The following is a 17304-nucleotide window of genomic DNA, read 5'->3' as shown; positions in this document are numbered from 1 at the left end:
AATGCAGTACCGAATCCAAGACTGGAGAAGCAAGTGACCGAGCAGGCCCCGGCCCCGGCGTGGAACATCGCCAATGTGTTGACCGGGGTGCGGATCGTCCTGATCCCCGTGTTTGTGGCGTTCATGCTGATGGACGCCCAGAGCTACGGTCTCTGGCGCTGGCTGGCCGTACTGGTCTTTGCCGTGGCGGTCTACACCGACAAGCTGGACGGCGACATCGCGCGCGCCCGCGGGCTCGTGACGAGCTTCGGCAAGATCGCCGACCCCATCGCTGACAAGCTGCTCATGGGCACGGCCCTCGTGCTGCTCTCGGCGCTGGGCGAGCTCACGTGGTGGATCACCGGCATCATCCTGGTGCGCGAGATCGGCATCACCGTGATGCGCTTCTGGGTCATTCGTTGGGGCGTCATCGCGGCCAGCGCCGGCGGCAAGATCAAGACCGTGACCCAGGCGCTGGGCACCTTCATCCTGTTGCTGCCGTGGACGCCGCAGCACCTGTGGCTCACCTGGATCGGCTGGGTCATCGTCGGCATCGCCGCCGCGATCACGCTCTACTCCGCGATCGATTACGTGCGCCAGGCGGCTGCCCTCTACCGCGGGCACCAGGCCAAGCTGGCCGGGGCCGGGCAGGCCAGCGGGGCCGACCAAGCCGACGCTGCCGGCACCGCCGAGGGCGGGGGGCGCAGGGCACGACGGCGGTCGGGCGTGAGTCTGGCTCCCGGCTCGCCGGCAGCGGTGCTCCAGTCGGAGTGCGCGCCGCTGGCGCGCGAGCTCGTGACCCGGGCCGGCGCCGCCGGCCTCACTGTCGCCACGGCGGAGTCGCTCACGGCCGGGCTTGTGGCGGCCACCATTGCGGACGTTCCCGGCGCCTCCGCGGTGCTTCGCGGGGGAGTGGTCTCCTACGCCGTGGAGGTCAAGGCGAGCGTTTTGGGGGTCGACGCCGCGTGGCTCGCCGAGCACGGGCCCGTTGATCCGCGCGTGGCCGAGGAGATGGCCGCCGGGGCCGCCCGCGTGTGCGACGCCGATCTGGGCGTCTCCACGACCGGCGTGGCCGGGCCCGAGCCGCACGGCGGGCGCGCCGTCGGGACGGTGTACCTGGGCGTCGCGGTGCGGGGCTCCCGTGAGGAGAGCCCGGTGGTGCCCGCACCGGTGGCGGCAGCCCTCGATCCGACCTCCGCGCCGGACGCCGGACGTGGCGCTGTGCCGGGAACGGTGGCGTCCGCGGATGGCGCCGCCAACGGCGGCCACGCCGTGACCGGCCCCGACGCGCGGTGGTGCCGGGGCACCGCCGGGCATGCGCTGGAGGTCTTTCCCGGCGACCGCGACGCCGTGCGCTGGGCCGCCGTCAAGGCGGCCCTGGAACTTTTACTCTCGAAGATTCCGGCCTGATCACGATCCGAAACACGGGCCTTCCTGCCTGGTGCCTGGGAGTTTTCTGTGATGGGCTGGGCGCAGGGAACAAGGCCACGGCGCCCGTAGTTCTATTGGGTGTCCGGCGGTTTTCCGCCGGGCCCGGTTCCTATCGCAGGAACCGAACCTGTCACGAGGAGAATCAAGATTCCCATGATGAAGCAGCCCACGCAGATCAACGGCATTGTCCGCTGGACGGGCGTGGACCAGGATTCGGTCCGTCACCCCGAGACGAAGGAGCGCAAGATGGTCGTCCTCCGCCAAGAAATCGGTGAGGTCCTTCGCGAGATTCGCCAGCGCCAGGGTCGCACCCTGCGCGAGGTCTCGCACCTGGCACGCGTTTCGCTCGGTTACCTCTCCGAGGTCGAGCGTGGGCAGAAGGAAGCCTCCAGCGAGTTGCTGGCCTCGATCGCCACGGCCCTGGACGTGCCGCTGTCGATCGTGCTCCGCCTCGTGTCCGACCGCATCGCCGTCGCCGAGGGCGTGCTGGTCCCGGACACGATTCCGAGCGAGCTGACCGCCGCCTACTCCACGCACATCCCCGATGAGGTCCCGGACGGCCTCGCCCCGGATCTGGCCCCGCAGGCCTGATCCGCCACTCAACGCCAAACAACGCGGCGCCCTCCCGGTGTGGGAGGGCGCCGTTGCGTTGTGGGAGAGCCGCGCATGTGCCGGGCCCGTCTGAGTACGGTGGCAGGCCGCGTACGTGCGCCGTGGCTGGCTCGCGCATGGGAGGATGGGGACATGCGATTGAGCGAGTTTTGGCGCCTGATGGACGGCGAGTTTGGGGCGGCCTCCGGGCGACACCTGGCGGCCACGATGGCACTGACGGAGCTCGGCTCCCGCACCGCGGACGAGGCGCTCGACGCCGGGGAGAGCCCGCGCGAGGTGTGGCTGGCGATCTGCCGCGCCAAGGAGGTGCCCGAGTCCCGGTGGCTGGGGGAGGACGTCCCGCTACGGCAGGACCGCTGGGACGGCTGATCCGCGCGCCGCGGTGACCGATGCACGATCTTCGAATCGTGTTCGAATCGGCGTGTCGTTCGAAGATGCGTTCGAAATTGGTTACTGTGGTGCCCGTTGGTTACCCTCACAGTGCGCTTCCCGTCCACAGCTGCAGAGGTCCCATCGCTTTACTGTCGGAGGCTCGCCGTAGCCTGATGGCAAGAGGTTCACCGCTCAGTTCGGAGCGGCGAACGCACCAAAGACTCCGCGGCCCGCACGGGCCGCCAAGAACAACGCAGGGGTGGAACATGGCAGCAGCGCCGGATCGCGAGAAGGCCCTCGAGGCGGCCCTCGCCCAGATCGATAAGCAGTTCGGTAAGGGCTCGATCATGCGTCTCGGCGACGAGACCCGCCAGCCCATCGACACCATTTCCACGAGCTCGATCTCGCTGGACGTGGCCCTCGGCATTGGCGGCCTGCCCCGCGGCCGCGTCGTGGAGATCTACGGCCCGGAATCCTCGGGTAAGACCACCGTGGCCCTGCACGCCGTGGCCAGCGCCCAGCGCGCCGGCGGCATCGCCGCGTTCATCGACGCCGAGCACGCCCTTGACCCGGTGTACGCCGCCAAGCTGGGCGTGGACATCGACGCCCTCCTCGTCTCGCAGCCCGACACCGGCGAGCAGGCCCTGGAGATCATGGACATGCTCGTGGGCTCCGGCTCCATCGACATCGTCGTGATCGACTCCGTGGCCGCCCTGGTGCCCCGCGCCGAAATCGAGGGCGAGATGGGTGACAGCCACGTGGGTCTGCAGGCCCGCCTCATGTCGCAGGCCCTGCGTAAGATCACGGGCCGCCTGGCCCAGACCAAGACCACTGCCATCTTCATCAACCAGCTGCGCGAGAAGATCGGCGTGTTCTTCGGGTCCCCGGAGACCACCACGGGCGGTAAGGCCCTGAAGTTCTACGCCTCCGTGCGCATCGACATCCGTCGCATCGAGACGCTCAAGGACGGCGGCAACGCCGTGGGTAACCGCACTCGCGCCAAGATCGTCAAGAACAAGATGGCCCCGCCCTTCAAGCAGGCCGAGTTCGACATCCTCTACGGCGAGGGCATCTCCCGTGAGGGCGGCCTCATCGACATGGGCGTGGAACACGGCCTCGTGCGCAAGTCCGGCGCCTGGTTCACCTACGACGGAGACCAGCTGGGCCAGGGCAAGGAAAACGCCCGCCAGTTCCTCAAGGACAACCCGGACCTCGCCAACGAGCTCGAGCGCCAGATTCGCGTCAAGCTCGGCATCGACGCGGATCCCGAGGCCGAGGCCGCAGCGCTGAAGGCCGTCTCCGAGGACTGAGCCCCTGCGGCACCGCCGCGGAGACGCTCCTGCGGCACGAGTTGCTGGCCGGAGCGCAAGAAGTAGATGGACGGCCGGCGGGGATCCCCGTCGGCCGTCCGTGCATCCGGAAGGCGGAGCGGGCGCCCCTGCTGGGTGTCGCTCGCGGGTGCTGGGTGTTCGGTGTTGGGTGCTGGGGCCTGCTCCCCTCGGCGTGGTGGGACCGGCGCCTGTGAAGCTGCTGGCGCCCGAAGGATGTGCGCGCACGACGATGAAGGAGAGCCAAGTGGCACTCGATCCGCGGCTCATGGCCCAACTGGGGATCAAGCGCGGCTCCGAGCTGGAGACCCCGGCCGCCGCCTCGCCCGTCGACGGCGACGATCGGTCCGAGGATAACGACGGACCGAGCGTCCTGCCCTGGAACGCAGCGCAGGCCGAGGGCACGTCGGGGCAAGGCAAACGCGAGCCGGGGGAGCGCTCCAACCGCAGCATCGAAAGACAGCACCGCGAGAACCGCATCGCCGCCGGAACGCTGAGGGTGCCGCAGGTGCGGCGCTCGCCAGCGCGCGGCGAGGACGACTTTGAGGCGCGGGCCTTCGGCGAGGAGCTGGGCGCCGGCGGGGTCGAGCCGGAGGACGCAGCGGCCGACGCCGAACGCCTTCCAGCGGGCGGTCGACGGACGAAGGGGGCCGGGCGCGGCAAGCGCGCGGGCTCCGGGAAGGGGAGCGGCTCCCGCAGCGGCACGGGCGCGCGCGGCCGCGGCTCCGCCACGGCAACCGCCGGGGCCACCTCCTCCCAAGCCGCGCCCCCGGATGCCGCACCGGTTCCGCCCGCTCCCGCGCCCTCGTGGGCCGATGTCGGGGCCCCGCCCGCGTGGGTCACCGACGGCGAGCTGCCGGAACGGGTGAGCGCGCTCCTGGAGGACTGGGACCGGCGGGAGGCCGAGGCCGCCGAACTCATCGCGGCCGGCGTCGAGGTGCTCCCCGCTGAGGAACAGGCGCAACGGGAGATCGTCGAACTGAGCGACGAGGAGGCCGAACAGCTGGCGCGCGCCATCTGCCTGCGGCTCCTCACCGCCATGCCGCGCACGCGCCACGAGCTGGAGAAGAAGCTGCTCGAGCGCGAGGTGCCGGCGGCCGCCGCCTGCGCCGTCCTGGATCGCTACGAGGAACTCGGCATCATCGACGATGCCGCCTTCGCGCAGGCGTGGGTCGAGTCGCGCTCGCGCAGCAAGGGCTTCGCGCGCGGCCGGCTCAAGCAGGAACTGCGGCGCAAGGGCGTGGACGGCGAGGCGCTGGACAACGCCCTCGAACAGATCGACGGCGATCAGGAACGTGAACGCGCCGAGGAACTCGCCCTGCGCAAGCTCGGCTCGCGAACGCTGCCGCCGTTCGGCTACGGCACGCCCGAGGCAGCCGAGCGGGAGAAGATCCTGCGCCGCGTGGTGGGTTTCCTGGCCCGCAAGGGCTACACGGGCGGGATGGCGCTCTCGGCGGCTCGCTCGGCCATGGAGCGGCACGACAAGGGGGAGCGGTAGCCGTTCCTAGGCGGCCCGCGCGAAGCTGAGCACCTCGCGGTCGGGCAGGTTCTCCCAGCCCTCGCCGCTCGGCTCCCACTCGTTCGAGGCGACCGTCACTCCGGACTCCGAGGTGCGGGAGCGCATGACGAAGAGCGCCGGGTCCAGGGGGTTCCTGAAGCCATCCGAGCGCGGCGCCGGGTCGAGCCACTGCAAGGCGTGCAACTCGCTCGGGGTGAGCAAGAGGGCGTTGAGGGCCACCACGTCCGTGACCTCCTGGATGAGCCCGGCGGCCGTGGACAGCGCCTCGGCGGGCGAAAGGTCCCGCATGAGGGCGAAGACGAGCTGGGCGTAGCTCTCAGAATCCGTGGTGCCGCGCAACGGCGCATCGCTGTAGCCGGCCACGAGCCGGCGCAGCGCCGGGACGTCGAACATGTGGCCGTTGTGCGCAAAGGCCACCGGCCCCAGCCCGGGAAGCACCGTCTCGAAGGGGTGCAGATCGGCGTCGATCACCGGGGTTCCCGGGGAGGCCAGCCGGAAGTGCATGAGCAATCCCGTGGAGGTAAAGCCCGTCGAGGCGCTCGCATAACGGGGGCTCTCCCGGGCGGCCAGGGTGTCGCCCGTGCGCTGGGCGCCGCTGCCGTCCAGGCCCACGAGCCCCCACCCGTCCTTGTGACGGCCGGAGAGCGCCGTGAAGGCGCTCGTGTCCTCGCCGAGGGCACCCGACACGGTCGTGGGTGAGCTAGAAATGTGGCCGAAGAGCCGACACATGCCCGCGCTGCCTTTCCTCGACAGAGCACACACGTCCCCAAGCGGCGTGTCGCGCGTCGATGACATCCAAGTAAACGCGTTGCCGAACCCCGCGGCAAGGGGCTCGCCGGACGGTGAACCCCTTGCCGCGATTCTGCGGTTCTAGTGCGCTTCGCCGAGGACGCGCAGGGCGAAACGCTCGGCGTTCTCGCGCAGGCGCTCCACCCGGGCGGCGATGAACGCCTCGGGGTTGTCCTGCCCCTCCAAGCGGGAGGGGAAGCGGCGCGCGTACTTGGAGCACTTGAAGTCGGCGTGGATGAGCGTGCCGAGAGTGTCGCCCTTGCGCCCGGCCGCACCGGCGGCCTTCGCGATGAACATCTTGACGTCGCTGACCTCGGTGATGTCCTCGCACAGGGCGCACATCGCCTTGCGCGGGGGAGACGGCACGGCCGTGAGCATGATGCCCACGTGACGATCCTCAACGGGGATGATGACGAAGGCACGCTGGGGGTTGTGGGCGTCCCGCCAGCCCAGCAGGCTCAGCTGCTCCCAGTCCACGGAAGCGAGGTCCTGCTCGGGCGTGGCCTGCGAGGCCTCGCGGCGGGAGGTGTTGACGAACGAGGCGCGCAACTGCGCCAGGGAAAGTTCCTGCATGGTGTGATCCTTGATCCGGGGAAGCGGCCGGGACCGCGAGGGCGTCGCCGGCGACCACGGCACTCGAGTGCTGGGTGTCGGTGGCCAGGCGTCATCGCGGCCGCCCGCTTCGGTGAAGCGTTGAAGTTCGGGCGGTTCGGGGCTGGATCAAGCGGTGAAGGCCACTGCGGGCCACCGGTCCTTTCCTGGGCCGTGCCAGCCCGGATCGTGGGGCGCCGTGGTAACGGCGCCCCACCATGCTACGCCTGCTGGCCCGACGGCGCCACGTCGCCCGTCGCTTCCGGGGCCGGGCTGTCGGAAACGCCCGACGGCGCGGCGTCGCCGCCCGCCGTCGCCCGCGCCTCGGCGACGAGCTCGCGCACGCGCGGGAAGACGACCTCGCCCCAGAGGCGGATCTGCTCCAGCTTCTCCTCCCGCGTGGCGGTCATGTTGCCGTAGTTCACGTCGTAGCGGTCCACATCGAGTGCGAGAACGTGCTCGGCGATGCGTTGCGCAGCCCACTCGGGGGTGCCGACCAGTGAGAAGCCGGTCTCTGCATCCGCCTCGAAATGTTCCCGGGTGCGCTCGCCCCACCCGCGTTCGCGCGCCACCGACTCCATGAGGCGGCGGTTCGTCTCCCACGCGCGATCGCGGGCCTCTTCCATGGTGTCGGCGAGGAAGCCGTTGGAGGTCATGCCGAGCATGGCCGGGCGCTGGCCGAACTCCTTCTCCGCGGCGCGGAAGAGCTGGAAGTAGCGCTGGATGCGGTCGGGCGTCTGCCCGAGGCCGGCCATCATGAGATTGGCGTTGTACTTGGCGGCGCGCACTACGGACTCGGGGCTTCCGCCCACGCCGACCCACGTGACGATCCCGCCCGGTGTGGCCGAGGCGGGGAACGCTCTTTCGCCGTTCAGGGCCGCCCGGTGCACGCCGTTGAAGCGCAACGCCCCCTCGCGCTTGGCCTGGGTCCAGAGGGCGAGCTTTTCCTCGAAGAGCTCGTTGTAGTGCGCCAGGTCGAAGCCGAAAAGGAGGAAGGGCTCGGTGAAGGACGCGCGGCCCAGGACGGGCTGCACGCGGCCGCCGGAGATGCCGTCCACCGTGGCGTAGCGCTCGTAGGCGCGGACGGGATCGTCGGTGGAGAGCACCGTGACGGCGGTGGTGAGGAGGATGCGCTCCGTGCGGGCAGCGACGCCGGCGAGGATGACATCGGGCGCCGAGGTCGGCAGCTCGGCGCGATGGTGCTCGCCCACGCCGAAGGCGTCGGCTCCGGCGGCCTCGGCCGCGGCGCCCTCGGTCACGAGGTGGGCCTGCGTGAGGGCGTCGCCCAGCTCCTCGCCGTCGACCGTGAGCAGGCCGCCGCCGAAGGTCTGCAGTCCGAAGAGGGTGGTGCCGGTGAGGGACAAGGCCGTCTCGCTTTCGTGCCGGCGAAGGGTAGCCGGGACGCGAAGCTCGCGCGGACCACCGCAAGTGTTTGCCGTGTCAACAATCTTGGGACGGCGGGCATTCCACGTGGTCACCGGTTCCGGGGCGGTCCCAAGTGGGGGGGGGCGCCCGGTCCGGCTCTCCAGGCCGGGCCCGGCGTCTGGCCCTCCCGCCCCGCCCAGCCGACGTGGCGGGCGGCCAGTTCAGCGGGAGGTGGGCAGGGATTTCGCTGCTCGGTACGAGTACGAACGAGCGACGGGAGGAGACGCGGCGGGCTCTTCCCGCCCGTCGGTGGGGCCGTTAGCCTGGCCGGACGTGCACGAGGAGTCGGACACCCCGGCAGTGGGGGGGAATCATGGTGGAGGACGGCAAGGCTGGCCGGGTGACCAAGACGTTCACGGCGGTGGGCGTGGTGCTGGCCATCATCGGTGCGATCGTGCTGTGGCAGTCGCTGGCCGCGCTCGAACCGGAAGAGGCGCGCTGGGGGTGGAGGGTCGGCACCTACGAAGACCGCGAGAACGGGTCCGGCTACGTCTCCTTCCACCTCTTTGTGGCGGCGCTGGCACTCGCCGCGATCCTGCTGGGCGCCGTCATTGCCTTCGCCGCGCGGCTGACCTTCGTGTGGCTCTTGGCCGACGCGACTCGGAGCGAGCTGAAGCACGTGCGGCTCGGGCATCGTCTACTGGAGGAACGCGTGGACCGGCTGGAGCAGGCGGGCAGGACCGCCGCACGAGATGCCACCACGACGGTAGCGGCTGCGGCGGCTGCGCAAGCAAGGCCGACGGAGGAAGCACGCGGCGCGGTCGCGCGCGGGGAAACGCGGCCCGGTTCCGTCGCTTCGCCTGACGGTACCCCGGACGGCTCCCCGGGCGGTGCCTCGGACGGCTCTCTGGGTGCGGATCGCCCGCCCCACGACGGTGCCCCCGACGCGGGCGGCGTGGACCGCGTGGGCGACCCTTCGCATCACGGCCCGCCCGGCGCGGGCGCCACGGGCACCGCGGGCGGCCCGCCCCATGACGGCCCGCCCAGCGGTGGTCCCTCCAGGGGTGGCCCGCCCAACGAGGGGCCGCGCACGGATCGGGGCACGCCATGGGACTGAGGCCGCGATGGGTGGCTTCGGGCGCTTTCTGACGGCGCTGGGTGGGGTCCTTATGGGCGTGGGGCTCATCATGGTGGTGGTGTCGCTGGGGCGCTTGCGCCCGCGGCTCCCCCAGAGCGGAATGTGGCGGCTTGGTGATTCGAAGGCCCAGGAGAAGGGCGGCCAGGGCGTCGAGACCCTCGTATTTTGGTTTGTGGTCTGGGTGGCACTCTTCGTGCTGGGGCTCACCTTGGTGGTCACGGCCCGCCTCGTCTTCCTTAACGCACTCGCCGTTCAGCAGCAAGACGAGCTGGCCGAGATCAAGCGAGAATTGCGGGAGCTGCGCTGGCGCCTCGAGAAGTCGGTCCCACCCGCAGAACTTGCCGGCCCCGCAACACCCGCCCCCCGAGGAAGGACGCCCATGAACGACGACGAACTGAAGGATCTCCTCGTCCGCCGCTACCGGCTGGACCGCGAGACCCTCTGGCAGAAGGCAAGCGGCCTGCCGGAGCATCTCGCCCGCACGCCGCAGACACCCACCGGCACGAATCTCTTGGGGCTCGTGAAGCATGTGGCGCTCGTGGAGGCCGGGTATTTCGGTGACTGCTTCGGCGGTCCCTTCCCCGACCCACCCGCGTACTACGACTACACAAACCCCGCCTGCGAACCGGACGACGACCTCTGGGCGTTCCCAGGCGAATCCCCGGCGGACGTCTTCGCGTTGGCCCGGCGCGCGGCGGCCCACGCCGACGCCTCGATCGACCGCCACGCGCTGGGCGACACAGCGCGCGTGGCGTGGTGGGGCGAGGGAGGCCGCGATGCGAGCCTCGCCGAGCTCCTCGTGCACATGCTGGACGAGCTCGCGCGGCATCTGGGACAGGCCGACATTGTCCATGAACAGCTCGATGGCTCCGCCGGATATCGCGCTGGCAACTCGAATCTCCCCGAGCACCGCACGGCGGGGGAGTGGGAGGCGCGGCGCGCGAGGCTGCAGGCGGCGGCCGATGCCACGCGGCCCCGGCAGCACGAATGAGAAATCGGGGCTGGGTCGACGGGCGGTCGCACCCTCCGGTGCGAGAGCCGTGCGTCCGGCCCCCGGGGAAACCCGTCGGGACCGGGCGCGCGGCGTGCCCAGGGAGCTGGGGAAACCCTCGGGGAACGGACGCGAGACGCACCCAGGTGGCCCCGGGCGCCGAGGTGCCCACGCGCCGTCGTGCACTGGCGGCACCCCGACGCGCCCAAGCGCCTAAACTGGATCGGTGACCACCACGCTTGATCCCGCCGCCCAGCCCACCGGCCAGCCGCAGCGCACCTACCAGGTGAACACCTTCGGCTGCCAGATGAACGTGCACGACTCCGAGCGCATCTCGGGCCTGCTCGAGGAGGCCGGCCTGGCCGCCGTGGCCCCCGAGGCGGGCGAGGGCGAGGCCGACGTGGTCGTCTTCAACACCTGCGCCGTGCGCGAGAACGCCGACAACAAGCTCTACGGCCACCTGGGCCTGCTCAAGCAGGAGAAGCGCCGCCGCCCCGGCCTGCAGATCGCGGTGGGTGGTTGCCTGGCGCAGAAGGATCGCGACACGATCCTGCAGCGCGCCCCGTGGGTCGACGTCGTGTTCGGCACCCACAACGTCGGCGCCCTTCCGGTGCTCCTGGAGCGTGCCCGCCACAACGCCGAGGCGCAGATCGAGATCCTCGACGCCCTCGACGTCTTCCCGTCCTCACTGCCGACCAAGCGCGAGTCGCACGCCTCCGCGTGGGTCTCCATCTCGGTCGGCTGCAACAACACGTGCACCTTCTGCATCGTCCCGAGTCTGCGCGGCAAGGAGAAGGACCGCCGCCCCGGCGACATCCTCGCCGAGATCCAGGCGCTCGTGGACGACGGCGCCATCGAGGTCACGCTGCTGGGCCAGAACGTGAACTCCTACGGCGTGGAGTTCGGCGATCGCCAGGCATTCTCCAAGCTCCTGCGCGCCTGCGGCGAGATCGAGGGCCTGGAGCGCGTGCGTTTCACGTCCCCGCACCCCGCGATGTTCACGGACGACGTCATCGAGGCCATGGCCGAGACGCCCAACGTCATGCCGCAGCTGCACATGCCGCTGCAGTCGGGCTCCGACAAGGTGTTGAAGGAGATGCGCCGCTCCTACCGCTCCACCAAGTTCCTCGGCATCCTGGACAAGGTCCGCGAGCGCATGCCGCACGCCGCGATCTCCACCGACCTCATCGTGGGCTTCCCCGGGGAGACCGAGGAGGACTTCCAGGAGACCCTGCGCGTCGTGGAGGCCTCGCGCTTCTCCACAGCCTTCACCTTCCAGTACTCGCCGCGCCCCGGCACCCCGGCCGCGACGTACGAGGAACAGGTGCCCAAGGCCGTGGTGCAGGAGCGCTTCGAGCGGCTCGTGGAGCTGCAGGACCGCATGGCCCGCGAGGAGAACGCCAAGCAGCTCGGCGCCACCGTTGAGGTGCTCGTCGCCGATTCCTCCGGCCGCAAGGCCGAGGAGACGGGGCGCCTCAAGGGGCGCGCCCGCGATCAGCGGCTCGTGCACTTCTCCGTGCCCGCGGGGTCGCCCGTGCCGCGCCCCGGCGACGTCGTGACCGTGCCGGTCACCGAGGTCGGCTCCTTTCACCTGGTCTCCGACCCCACGCCGGAGCAGTACACGCTACGCGCCACGCGCGCCGGCGACGCGTGGGACCGCGCGCAGGCCGAGTCCTGCGGCGTCCCCACCCCGGGCGCCGCGTCGGGCGGCAAGGGCGTGAGCCTCGGCCTGCCCACGCTGCGCGTGGGGCTTTAATGCACGACGACGCGCGACCGGGTCCCGCGGTCGGCGCGCCGCAGGCGGCCGGCGGCACCCCGTCGGTCGCCGAGCGGGCCCCCGTGATCGCGATCGTCGGCCCGACCGGCACCGGCAAGTCGGACCTCGCGCTTGACCTCGCCGAGGAGCTCGGCGGCGAGATCGTCAACACCGACGCCCTGCAGTTCTACCGGGGCATGGACATCGGCACGGCCAAGCTTCCCGTCGCCGAGCGCCGCGGCCTTCCGCACCACCTGCTCGACATCTTGGACGTCACGGAGGAGGCCTCAGTGGCGCGCTTCCAGGCCGAGGTGCGCGCCGTCATCGAGGACATCGAGGCGCGGGGCCTGCGGCCCGTGCTCGTGGGCGGCTCGGGGCTCTACGTCCGTGCTGCCCTCGACGTCCTGGAGTTTCCGCCGACCGATCCGGCGGTCCGCGCCGAGCTCGAGGCGCTCGCCGCGGCGATCGGCCTGGACGCCCTGCGCGCCCGCGTGCGCGAGGTGGATCCCGTGAGCGCCGAGCGCATGGGGGACGAGCGCCGGCTCGTGCGCGCCCTCGAGGTGTTCCGGCTGACCGGGCGGCCCTTCGCCTCCTTCATGCCGCAGCGCGAGTACCTGCGCCCCACCGTGCAGATCGGCCTGAACGTGGAGCGCCAGCTGCTGCACCAGCGCCTGCGTTCCCGGGTGGAGGCGATGGTGGAGGCCGGGTTGCTGGCCGAGGTGGAGCGTCTCGACGCCGCCGGTCTTCGCGCGGGCAAGACCGCCTCGCGCGCGATCGGCTACGCCCAGTTCCTGAAGGTGCTGGACGGCGAGGCGGACACCGCATGGGCCATCGAGGACACCACCGTGGCCACGCGGCGCTTCGCCCGCCGCCAGGTGACCTGGTTCAACGCCGACCCGCGGGTCGAGTGGTTCGACCCGAGCGAGCCCGGGCTGACCGGGCGCGTCATGGAGGCCTTGGGGCGCTCGTAGGTCCCGGGGCCGCACGGGCCGCGTGGGTCGCGCGCGGAGCGCGTCGTGACGCGTCCGCGTGGGGCGGGAGTGCCTTGGCTGCCGCGTGGCAGCCGCGGCTATTCGCCCACGGACCCATCCACCGCTTCGCGCAGCAGATCGGCGTGCCCGTTGTGCCGCGCGTACTCCTCGATGAGGGGGATCAGGAGCCAGCGCAGGCTCGGACGCCCACCGTCGGGGAAGGTGCGCGCGAGCGGGGCGTCGAGCCCGGCCGCGGCGTGGGCCTCGGCGTAGATCGACCGCGCGCGTCCCACCGAGGCCTCCCACAGCGCCAGCAGCTCCGCGGGGCTGTCCTCCGCCGCCGAATCTCAGTCCCAGTCCGGGGTGGCGCCCCAGTCGATCCCGGCCCACGGCCCGGCGCGCTCGAGGCCCAGGAAGCGGCGCACCGCCCACTCGTCCTCGACGTAGGCCAGGTGCTTCACGAGGCCGCCCAGCGTCACCGAACTGGTGCCGACCCGCGTGCCCAGCCCCGCGGCGTCGAGCCCTTGAACCTTCCAGGCGAGCGTGGCCCGGTGGTAGTCAAGGTAGCCGGTCAGCGTTTCCCACTCGTCGCCGGCGAGCGGCGGCTCGGGGCGGGACGCGCCGAGCGCCGCGTGGGCGGCCACCGCCGCCTCGGCCTCGCTCGGTGCGGCCTCAGGCATGCCCGTGCGGCGTCTGGTCCTTGAGGCCGTCGTAGGCGTCCAGCACGCGGCTGGAGTAGACCATGGCCGCCCCGGCGTTGAGCTGGACCGCCACGGAGAGGGCCTCGGCGACCTCCTCGCGCGTGGCGCCGGCCTTGATGGCGGCGGTCGTGTGGGAGGCGATGCAGCCGTCGCAACGCGTCGTCACGGCCACGGCAAGCGAGATGAGCTCGCGGGTCTTGGCGTCGAGGACGTCACCCTCCTCGGGCGCCCCGAGCTGTTGGTAGCCGGCGAGGGTGTTGCCGCGCAGCTTGCCGAACTCGGCGAAGCGGCGGGTGAGGTTGCGGCGGTAGTCGCCCCAATCAAGGAAGGCCATGGTGTCCTCTCGTGCCCCTGCACCGTGCGGGGGCTGCGCCTCCCACTCTGTCACGGGTGTCGCATTTCGCGCTCGTGAAGTTTTCCTACGTACCTATTCACTGTGAGTGATCTTCCGACTACTGTCCGTAAACACATCCCCCTGGACGGAGGTCGTCATGAACGCACCCCCAACGGGCCACCCCGGCCCCAGCGACGCCCCCGGCGTCGGCCGTCGCGCCGTGCTGCGCGGCATCGGCCTCGGCGCGCTCGGCGCCGCCGCCGCCACCTTCCTCGCCGCCTGCGGCGCCCGCGAGCCGCAGGCGGGCGCGCTGGCGGCGGCCGGCCGCGAGGGCTTCGGCGCCGACACCGGCGGCGAACTCGGCGCGCTGCGCCTGTCCATGCCCGGCTCCCTGGCCAATCTGTATCCGGGCCAGGAATCCGGCATCCTCAACTACGTCATGGCGGCGCCCGTGGCCGAGGGCCTCATGACCGTCGGCTCGGACGGCTCCCTCGTGCCCGGCCTGGCCACCGGCGTCGAGCGCCCCGATCCGCTCACGTGGGTCTACACGCTTGACCCCGCGGCCCGCTTCAGCGACGGCACCCCGGTCCTCGCGGCCGATGTGGTGGCCTCGATCAACGCTGGCAAGGACGAGAAGCTCTCGCCCTCCACCGCCGCCTATTGGGCCGCCCTGGCGAGCGCCGAGGCGAGCGGCGAGCGCGAGGTCACGCTCACCACGAGCTACGAGGACGTGGCCTTCGGCTGGGTCCCCACCACCGTGGACGCCCTTTGGGTCATGCCGGCCGCCGCGTGGAAGCGGGATGCGCTCGGCGGCCCCACGGCGCCGCTCATCGGCAGCGGACCCTACAAGGTGGCCGCCTTCGTTCCGTCCTCGCACCTGGTGCTTGAACGCAATCAGTTCTGGCGCGGCACCCCCGGCCGCGCGGCCACGGTGCGCGTCGACTTCATCTCGGACGACACCACGCGCCTGCTCGCGTGGCAGAGCGGCGCCATGGACATCTCCCTCAACGTGCCGCTGGCCCAGGCCGCCCAGTGGGCGGCGAGCCCGCGGACGATCCTGAACTTCCAACCTGACCGCTCCTACGCGGGCCTGACCTTCAACACCGCCAAGGCGCCCTTCGACGATGTGCACGCCCGTCGTGCCGTGGCGTACGCCATCAACAAGCAGGCCCTCGTCGACGATGTGCTGTTGGGCCAGGCGCAGGTGGCCACGGCCCTCGCGACCCCGGAGCAGTTCGGCGGCGTCCTCACGCCCGAGGAGGCCACGCGCCGCCTCGCCGAGGGGGAGCAATACGCCTTCGACCTGGAGGCTGCCAAGCGCGAGCTGGCGCAGTCCAAGACGCCGAAGGGCTTCGAGCTGACGCTGAGCTACCCCAACACCGGCCCGCAGCTGGGCACGGCGGCGCTCGCGTTTGCCAAGACCCTCGAGCCGCTGGGCATCAAGATCACGGTGAAGCAGCTCGCGATCGAACAGTGGCTGGCCGAGCTCGGCGAAGCCCCCGAGCTGTCGTACATGTGGTACTTCAACACCACGGGCGATCCGGCCGAGCTCTCGGCCTGGTTCCTGGCCGATGGCAACCCGGCGGCCTTCAAGGACCCGGAGTTGGCGGCCCTCATCGGCTCCGCCGCCGGGATCAAGGATCCGCGGCAGCGCGCCGAGGTGGTCCTGAAGGCCCAGCGGCTCATGACCGAACAGGTCCCCTACCTGCCGCTCTGGTGGGGCCGCAGCGCCACCGCGTTCTCCAGCACCCTCGGCGTGAAGGACTACACCTCCTTCACCTTCAACTCCCTGTGGCCCCTTCAGGTCCACCCGACAGCGGGAGCCGCCTCGTGAACATCGTCTGGTTTGTTGTGCGGCGCCTGCTGGCCACGGCCCTGCTGCTCGCCGTGCTCTCCTTCCTCATCTTCAGCCTCCTGTACCTGGCTCCGGGCGACATCGCCAAGAACCTGCTGGGCACCAAGGCCGTCACACCCGAGGCGCTCGCCGCCGTGCGGGCCCAGTACCACCTGGACGATCCGTTCCTGGCGCAGTACTGGCACTGGCTCTCCGGCGTCCTGACGGGGGACTGGGGAACCTCCATCCGCAGCGGCCTCCCCGTGGCGGACGAGATCGCCTCCCGCGCCGGCATCACGGTGCGCCTCATCGTTATGGGCTTCCTCATCGCAGCCCTCGTCAGCATCCCGGCCGGCGTGTGGGCGGCCCGCCGCCGCGGCACCTGGGTGGATCGCACCCTCGTCTCCGGGGCCGTCGTGGGCGTGAGCGCCCCCGGCTTCGCCGTGGGCCTGCTGCTCCTCTTTGTCTTTGCCGTCACCCTGCGCTGGTTCCCCGTGTACGGCACGGGGGAGGGCTTCTGGGGCCAGCTCTGGCACCTCACCCTGCCGGCGATCGCCCTCGCGGTCGGCCTCGGGGCGCTCGTGGTTCAGCTGACCCGCGCCGCAGTGGTGAGGGAGCTCGACGCCGATTACGTCACCTTCCAGCGCAGCCGCGGCCTCTCCGAGGCCCGCGTCATGGGCACCGTGCTGCGCAACGCGGCCATCCCCATCGTGACGAGCCTGGGGCTCATGGTGACCTACCTCGTGGGCGGCACCATCCTCGTGGAGGTCGTCTTCGGCCTGCCGGGGCTCGGCACCCAGCTGCAGCAGGCCGTCCTCTTCAAGGACGTGCCGGTGGTGCAGGCGCTCACGCTCATCACCGGCCTGCTCGTGTGCCTCATTTCCCTCGCGGTGGACCTTCTCTACCTCGCGATCGACCCCCGGATCCTCAGGAAGGCGGTGACCGCGTGAGCCAGGCGATCCTTCCCAGCCCCCTCAACGACGGGGCCAACAACGCGGCCGGGGCGCCCGGCGTCGGGCTGCCCGTCGTGGCGCGGCGCCGTCCCTCGGCACCGCTCACGGTGGCGGTCTCGGCCCTCATCGTGCTGGTGGTCTTCGTCTGCGCGCTCCTGCACGGGGTGCTCAATCCCTTGGCCATGGAGCAGGACACCCGGCTCGGCTCGGTGGGCATCGGTGTGTGGGGGCATGCGCTCGGCACCGATCAGCTCGGCCGCGATGTGCTCGCCCTGCTGGGTGCCGGCGCCCTGAGCGCCGTGGCCGGGCCGCTCGTCGTGGCCGTCGGTTCCATGCTGATCGGGCTCCTGCTCGGCGGCCTGGCCGGCTACCGCGGCGGCTTCGCCGACGGCGTGGTCTCGCGCTACGCGGACCTGGTCCTCGCGCTGCCGGCCATCCTGCTCGCGATCGTCGTGGCGGGCGTGCTGGGCGGCGGCTACTGGGTCACCGTCCTGGTCCTCGTGGTGCTCTTCTCTCCCTCGGATGTCCGCCTCGTCCGCGGTGCGGTCATGGAGCAGATGAGCGGCTCTTCACAGATGAGGGTGTAGCTGTGGTGCGACCTGGGGCGGCGCGTCGGTGTCGGGGTGAGGGTCGAGGTCTT

General features: G+C 71.3%; 16 protein-coding genes and 2 pseudogenes. 13 read left to right on the top strand and 5 right to left on the bottom strand.

What is annotated here, in order from left to right; all coding sequences use genetic code 11:
* Positions 1–21: 21 nt before the first annotated feature.
* The 6 genes and pseudogenes from pgsA to DWB68_RS16695 form a co-directional block, all read left to right on the top strand.
* Positions 22–591 (top strand): annotated as a pseudogene (pgsA, locus tag DWB68_RS16705) (CDP-diacylglycerol--glycerol-3-phosphate 3-phosphatidyltransferase); the annotation flags it as partial.
* The gene (locus DWB68_RS16700) at positions 571–1389 is read left to right on the top strand and encodes a CinA family protein (protein ID WP_233548719.1); all 819 of its coding nucleotides are present in this window, start codon (positions 571–573) and stop codon (positions 1387–1389) included. The pseudogene pgsA and the gene DWB68_RS16700, both read left to right, overlap by 21 nt.
* A 174-nt stretch (positions 1390–1563) precedes the next feature.
* Positions 1564–2001 (top strand): helix-turn-helix domain-containing protein, encoded by a 438-nt coding sequence (locus tag DWB68_RS09415; RefSeq protein WP_119424888.1) that lies wholly within the window; start codon positions 1564–1566, stop codon positions 1999–2001.
* A gap of 153 nt (positions 2002–2154) precedes the next feature.
* Positions 2155–2391 carry a DUF3046 domain-containing protein gene (locus tag DWB68_RS09410; protein WP_119424887.1) on the top strand — a complete coding sequence of 79 codons (237 nt, stop codon included), beginning with the start codon at positions 2155–2157 and terminating at the stop codon, positions 2389–2391.
* A 269-nt stretch (positions 2392–2660) separates the two neighbouring features.
* Positions 2661–3704, top strand: a complete 1044-nt coding sequence (gene recA, locus DWB68_RS09405; RefSeq protein ID WP_119424886.1) for a recombinase RecA — start codon at positions 2661–2663, stop codon at positions 3702–3704.
* Between the two features lie 265 nt (positions 3705–3969).
* Positions 3970–5220, top strand: a complete 1251-nt coding sequence (locus DWB68_RS16695; RefSeq protein WP_233548712.1) for a regulatory protein RecX — start codon at positions 3970–3972, stop codon at positions 5218–5220.
* A gap of 6 nt (positions 5221–5226) precedes the next feature.
* On the opposite strand, the gene DWB68_RS09395 is transcribed toward DWB68_RS16695, so the two are convergent.
* The 3 genes from DWB68_RS09395 to DWB68_RS09385 form a co-directional block, all read right to left on the bottom strand.
* Entirely contained in the window at positions 5227–5970 is a 744-nt protein-coding gene (locus DWB68_RS09395; RefSeq protein ID WP_158588273.1) for a class II glutamine amidotransferase, read from the bottom strand.
* A gap of 141 nt (positions 5971–6111) precedes the next feature.
* Positions 6112–6603 carry an FBP domain-containing protein gene (locus DWB68_RS09390; RefSeq protein ID WP_119424884.1) on the bottom strand — a complete coding sequence of 164 codons (492 nt, stop codon included), beginning with the start codon at positions 6601–6603 and terminating at the stop codon, positions 6112–6114.
* 239 nt (positions 6604–6842) lie between these two features.
* On the bottom strand, positions 6843–7985 hold the full coding sequence (locus DWB68_RS09385) for an LLM class flavin-dependent oxidoreductase (RefSeq protein WP_158588272.1): 1143 nt from the start codon (positions 7983–7985) through the stop codon (positions 6843–6845).
* 401 nt (positions 7986–8386) lie between these two features.
* Between DWB68_RS09385 and DWB68_RS09380 the strand changes: the two genes are divergently transcribed.
* From DWB68_RS09380 to miaA, 4 genes are all read left to right on the top strand, one after another.
* Positions 8387–9103 carry a hypothetical protein gene (locus DWB68_RS09380; protein ID WP_147391632.1) on the top strand — a complete coding sequence of 239 codons (717 nt, stop codon included), beginning with the start codon at positions 8387–8389 and terminating at the stop codon, positions 9101–9103.
* 58 nt (positions 9104–9161) lie between these two features.
* Positions 9162–10115: a DinB family protein gene (locus DWB68_RS16690; RefSeq protein ID WP_233548710.1), complete on the top strand. Its 954-nt coding sequence runs from the start codon at positions 9162–9164 to the stop codon at positions 10113–10115.
* Positions 10116–10341: 226 nt separating this feature from the next.
* The gene (gene miaB / locus DWB68_RS09370; RefSeq protein ID WP_119424881.1) at positions 10342–11871 is read left to right on the top strand and encodes a tRNA (N6-isopentenyl adenosine(37)-C2)-methylthiotransferase MiaB; all 1530 of its coding nucleotides are present in this window, start codon (positions 10342–10344) and stop codon (positions 11869–11871) included.
* A complete protein-coding gene (miaA, locus tag DWB68_RS09365; protein ID WP_119424880.1) occupies positions 11871–12842 on the top strand; it encodes a tRNA (adenosine(37)-N6)-dimethylallyltransferase MiaA in 972 nt (323 codons plus the stop codon). The genes miaB and miaA overlap by 1 nt, the downstream gene beginning before the upstream one ends.
* 98 nt (positions 12843–12940) lie before the next feature.
* On the opposite strand, the pseudogene DWB68_RS09360 reads toward miaA, so the two are convergent.
* Both DWB68_RS09360 and DWB68_RS09355 read right to left on the bottom strand, forming a co-directional pair.
* A pseudogene (locus DWB68_RS09360) lies at positions 12941–13522 on the bottom strand (DinB family protein).
* Positions 13515–13877: a carboxymuconolactone decarboxylase family protein gene (locus tag DWB68_RS09355; protein WP_119424879.1), complete on the bottom strand. Its 363-nt coding sequence runs from the start codon at positions 13875–13877 to the stop codon at positions 13515–13517. Before DWB68_RS09355 ends, DWB68_RS09360 begins: the two are co-directional and overlap by 8 nt.
* A 157-nt stretch (positions 13878–14034) precedes the next feature.
* Here DWB68_RS09355 and DWB68_RS09350 point away from each other — a divergent pair, with 157 nt between their 5' ends.
* The 3 genes from DWB68_RS09350 to DWB68_RS09340 are packed head-to-tail and all read left to right on the top strand — an operon-like array spanning position 14035 to position 17251.
* The gene (locus tag DWB68_RS09350; RefSeq protein WP_119424878.1) at positions 14035–15711 is read left to right on the top strand and encodes an ABC transporter substrate-binding protein; all 1677 of its coding nucleotides are present in this window, start codon (positions 14035–14037) and stop codon (positions 15709–15711) included.
* Positions 15708–16661, top strand: coding sequence for an ABC transporter permease (locus DWB68_RS09345; protein WP_233548709.1), 954 nt, complete (start codon positions 15708–15710; stop codon positions 16659–16661). The genes DWB68_RS09350 and DWB68_RS09345 overlap by 4 nt, the downstream gene beginning before the upstream one ends.
* Entirely contained in the window at positions 16658–17251 is a 594-nt protein-coding gene (locus tag DWB68_RS09340; RefSeq protein WP_199700424.1) for an ABC transporter permease subunit, read from the top strand. Before DWB68_RS09345 ends, DWB68_RS09340 begins: the two co-directional genes overlap by 4 nt.
* Positions 17252–17304 lie beyond the last annotated feature (53 nt).

This window comes from Galactobacter valiniphilus, assembly GCF_003575975.1.
Lineage (GTDB): Bacteria > Actinomycetota > Actinomycetes > Actinomycetales > Micrococcaceae > Galactobacter > Galactobacter valiniphilus.
The sequence above is the reverse complement of the archived record's forward strand: the minus strand, read 5'-3'. Positions and strand labels throughout refer to the sequence as shown.

Coding starts and splice junctions, on each gene's coding strand:
- DWB68_RS09390 (WP_119424884.1), bottom strand. CDS start 6,603: ATGCAGGAACTTTCCCTGGCGCAGTTGCGCGCCTCGTTCGTCAACACC.
- DWB68_RS09415 (WP_119424888.1), top strand. CDS start 1,564: ATGATGAAGCAGCCCACGCAGATCAACGGCATTGTCCGCTGGACGGGC.
- DWB68_RS09355 (WP_119424879.1), bottom strand. CDS start 13,877: ATGGCCTTCCTTGATTGGGGCGACTACCGCCGCAACCTCACCCGCCGC.
- miaA (WP_119424880.1), top strand. CDS start 11,871: ATGCACGACGACGCGCGACCGGGTCCCGCGGTCGGCGCGCCGCAGGCG.
- DWB68_RS09410 (WP_119424887.1), top strand. CDS start 2,155: ATGCGATTGAGCGAGTTTTGGCGCCTGATGGACGGCGAGTTTGGGGCG.
- recA (WP_119424886.1), top strand. CDS start 2,661: ATGGCAGCAGCGCCGGATCGCGAGAAGGCCCTCGAGGCGGCCCTCGCC.
- DWB68_RS09395 (WP_158588273.1), bottom strand. CDS start 5,970: ATGTGTCGGCTCTTCGGCCACATTTCTAGCTCACCCACGACCGTGTCG.
- DWB68_RS09350 (WP_119424878.1), top strand. CDS start 14,035: ATGAACGCACCCCCAACGGGCCACCCCGGCCCCAGCGACGCCCCCGGC.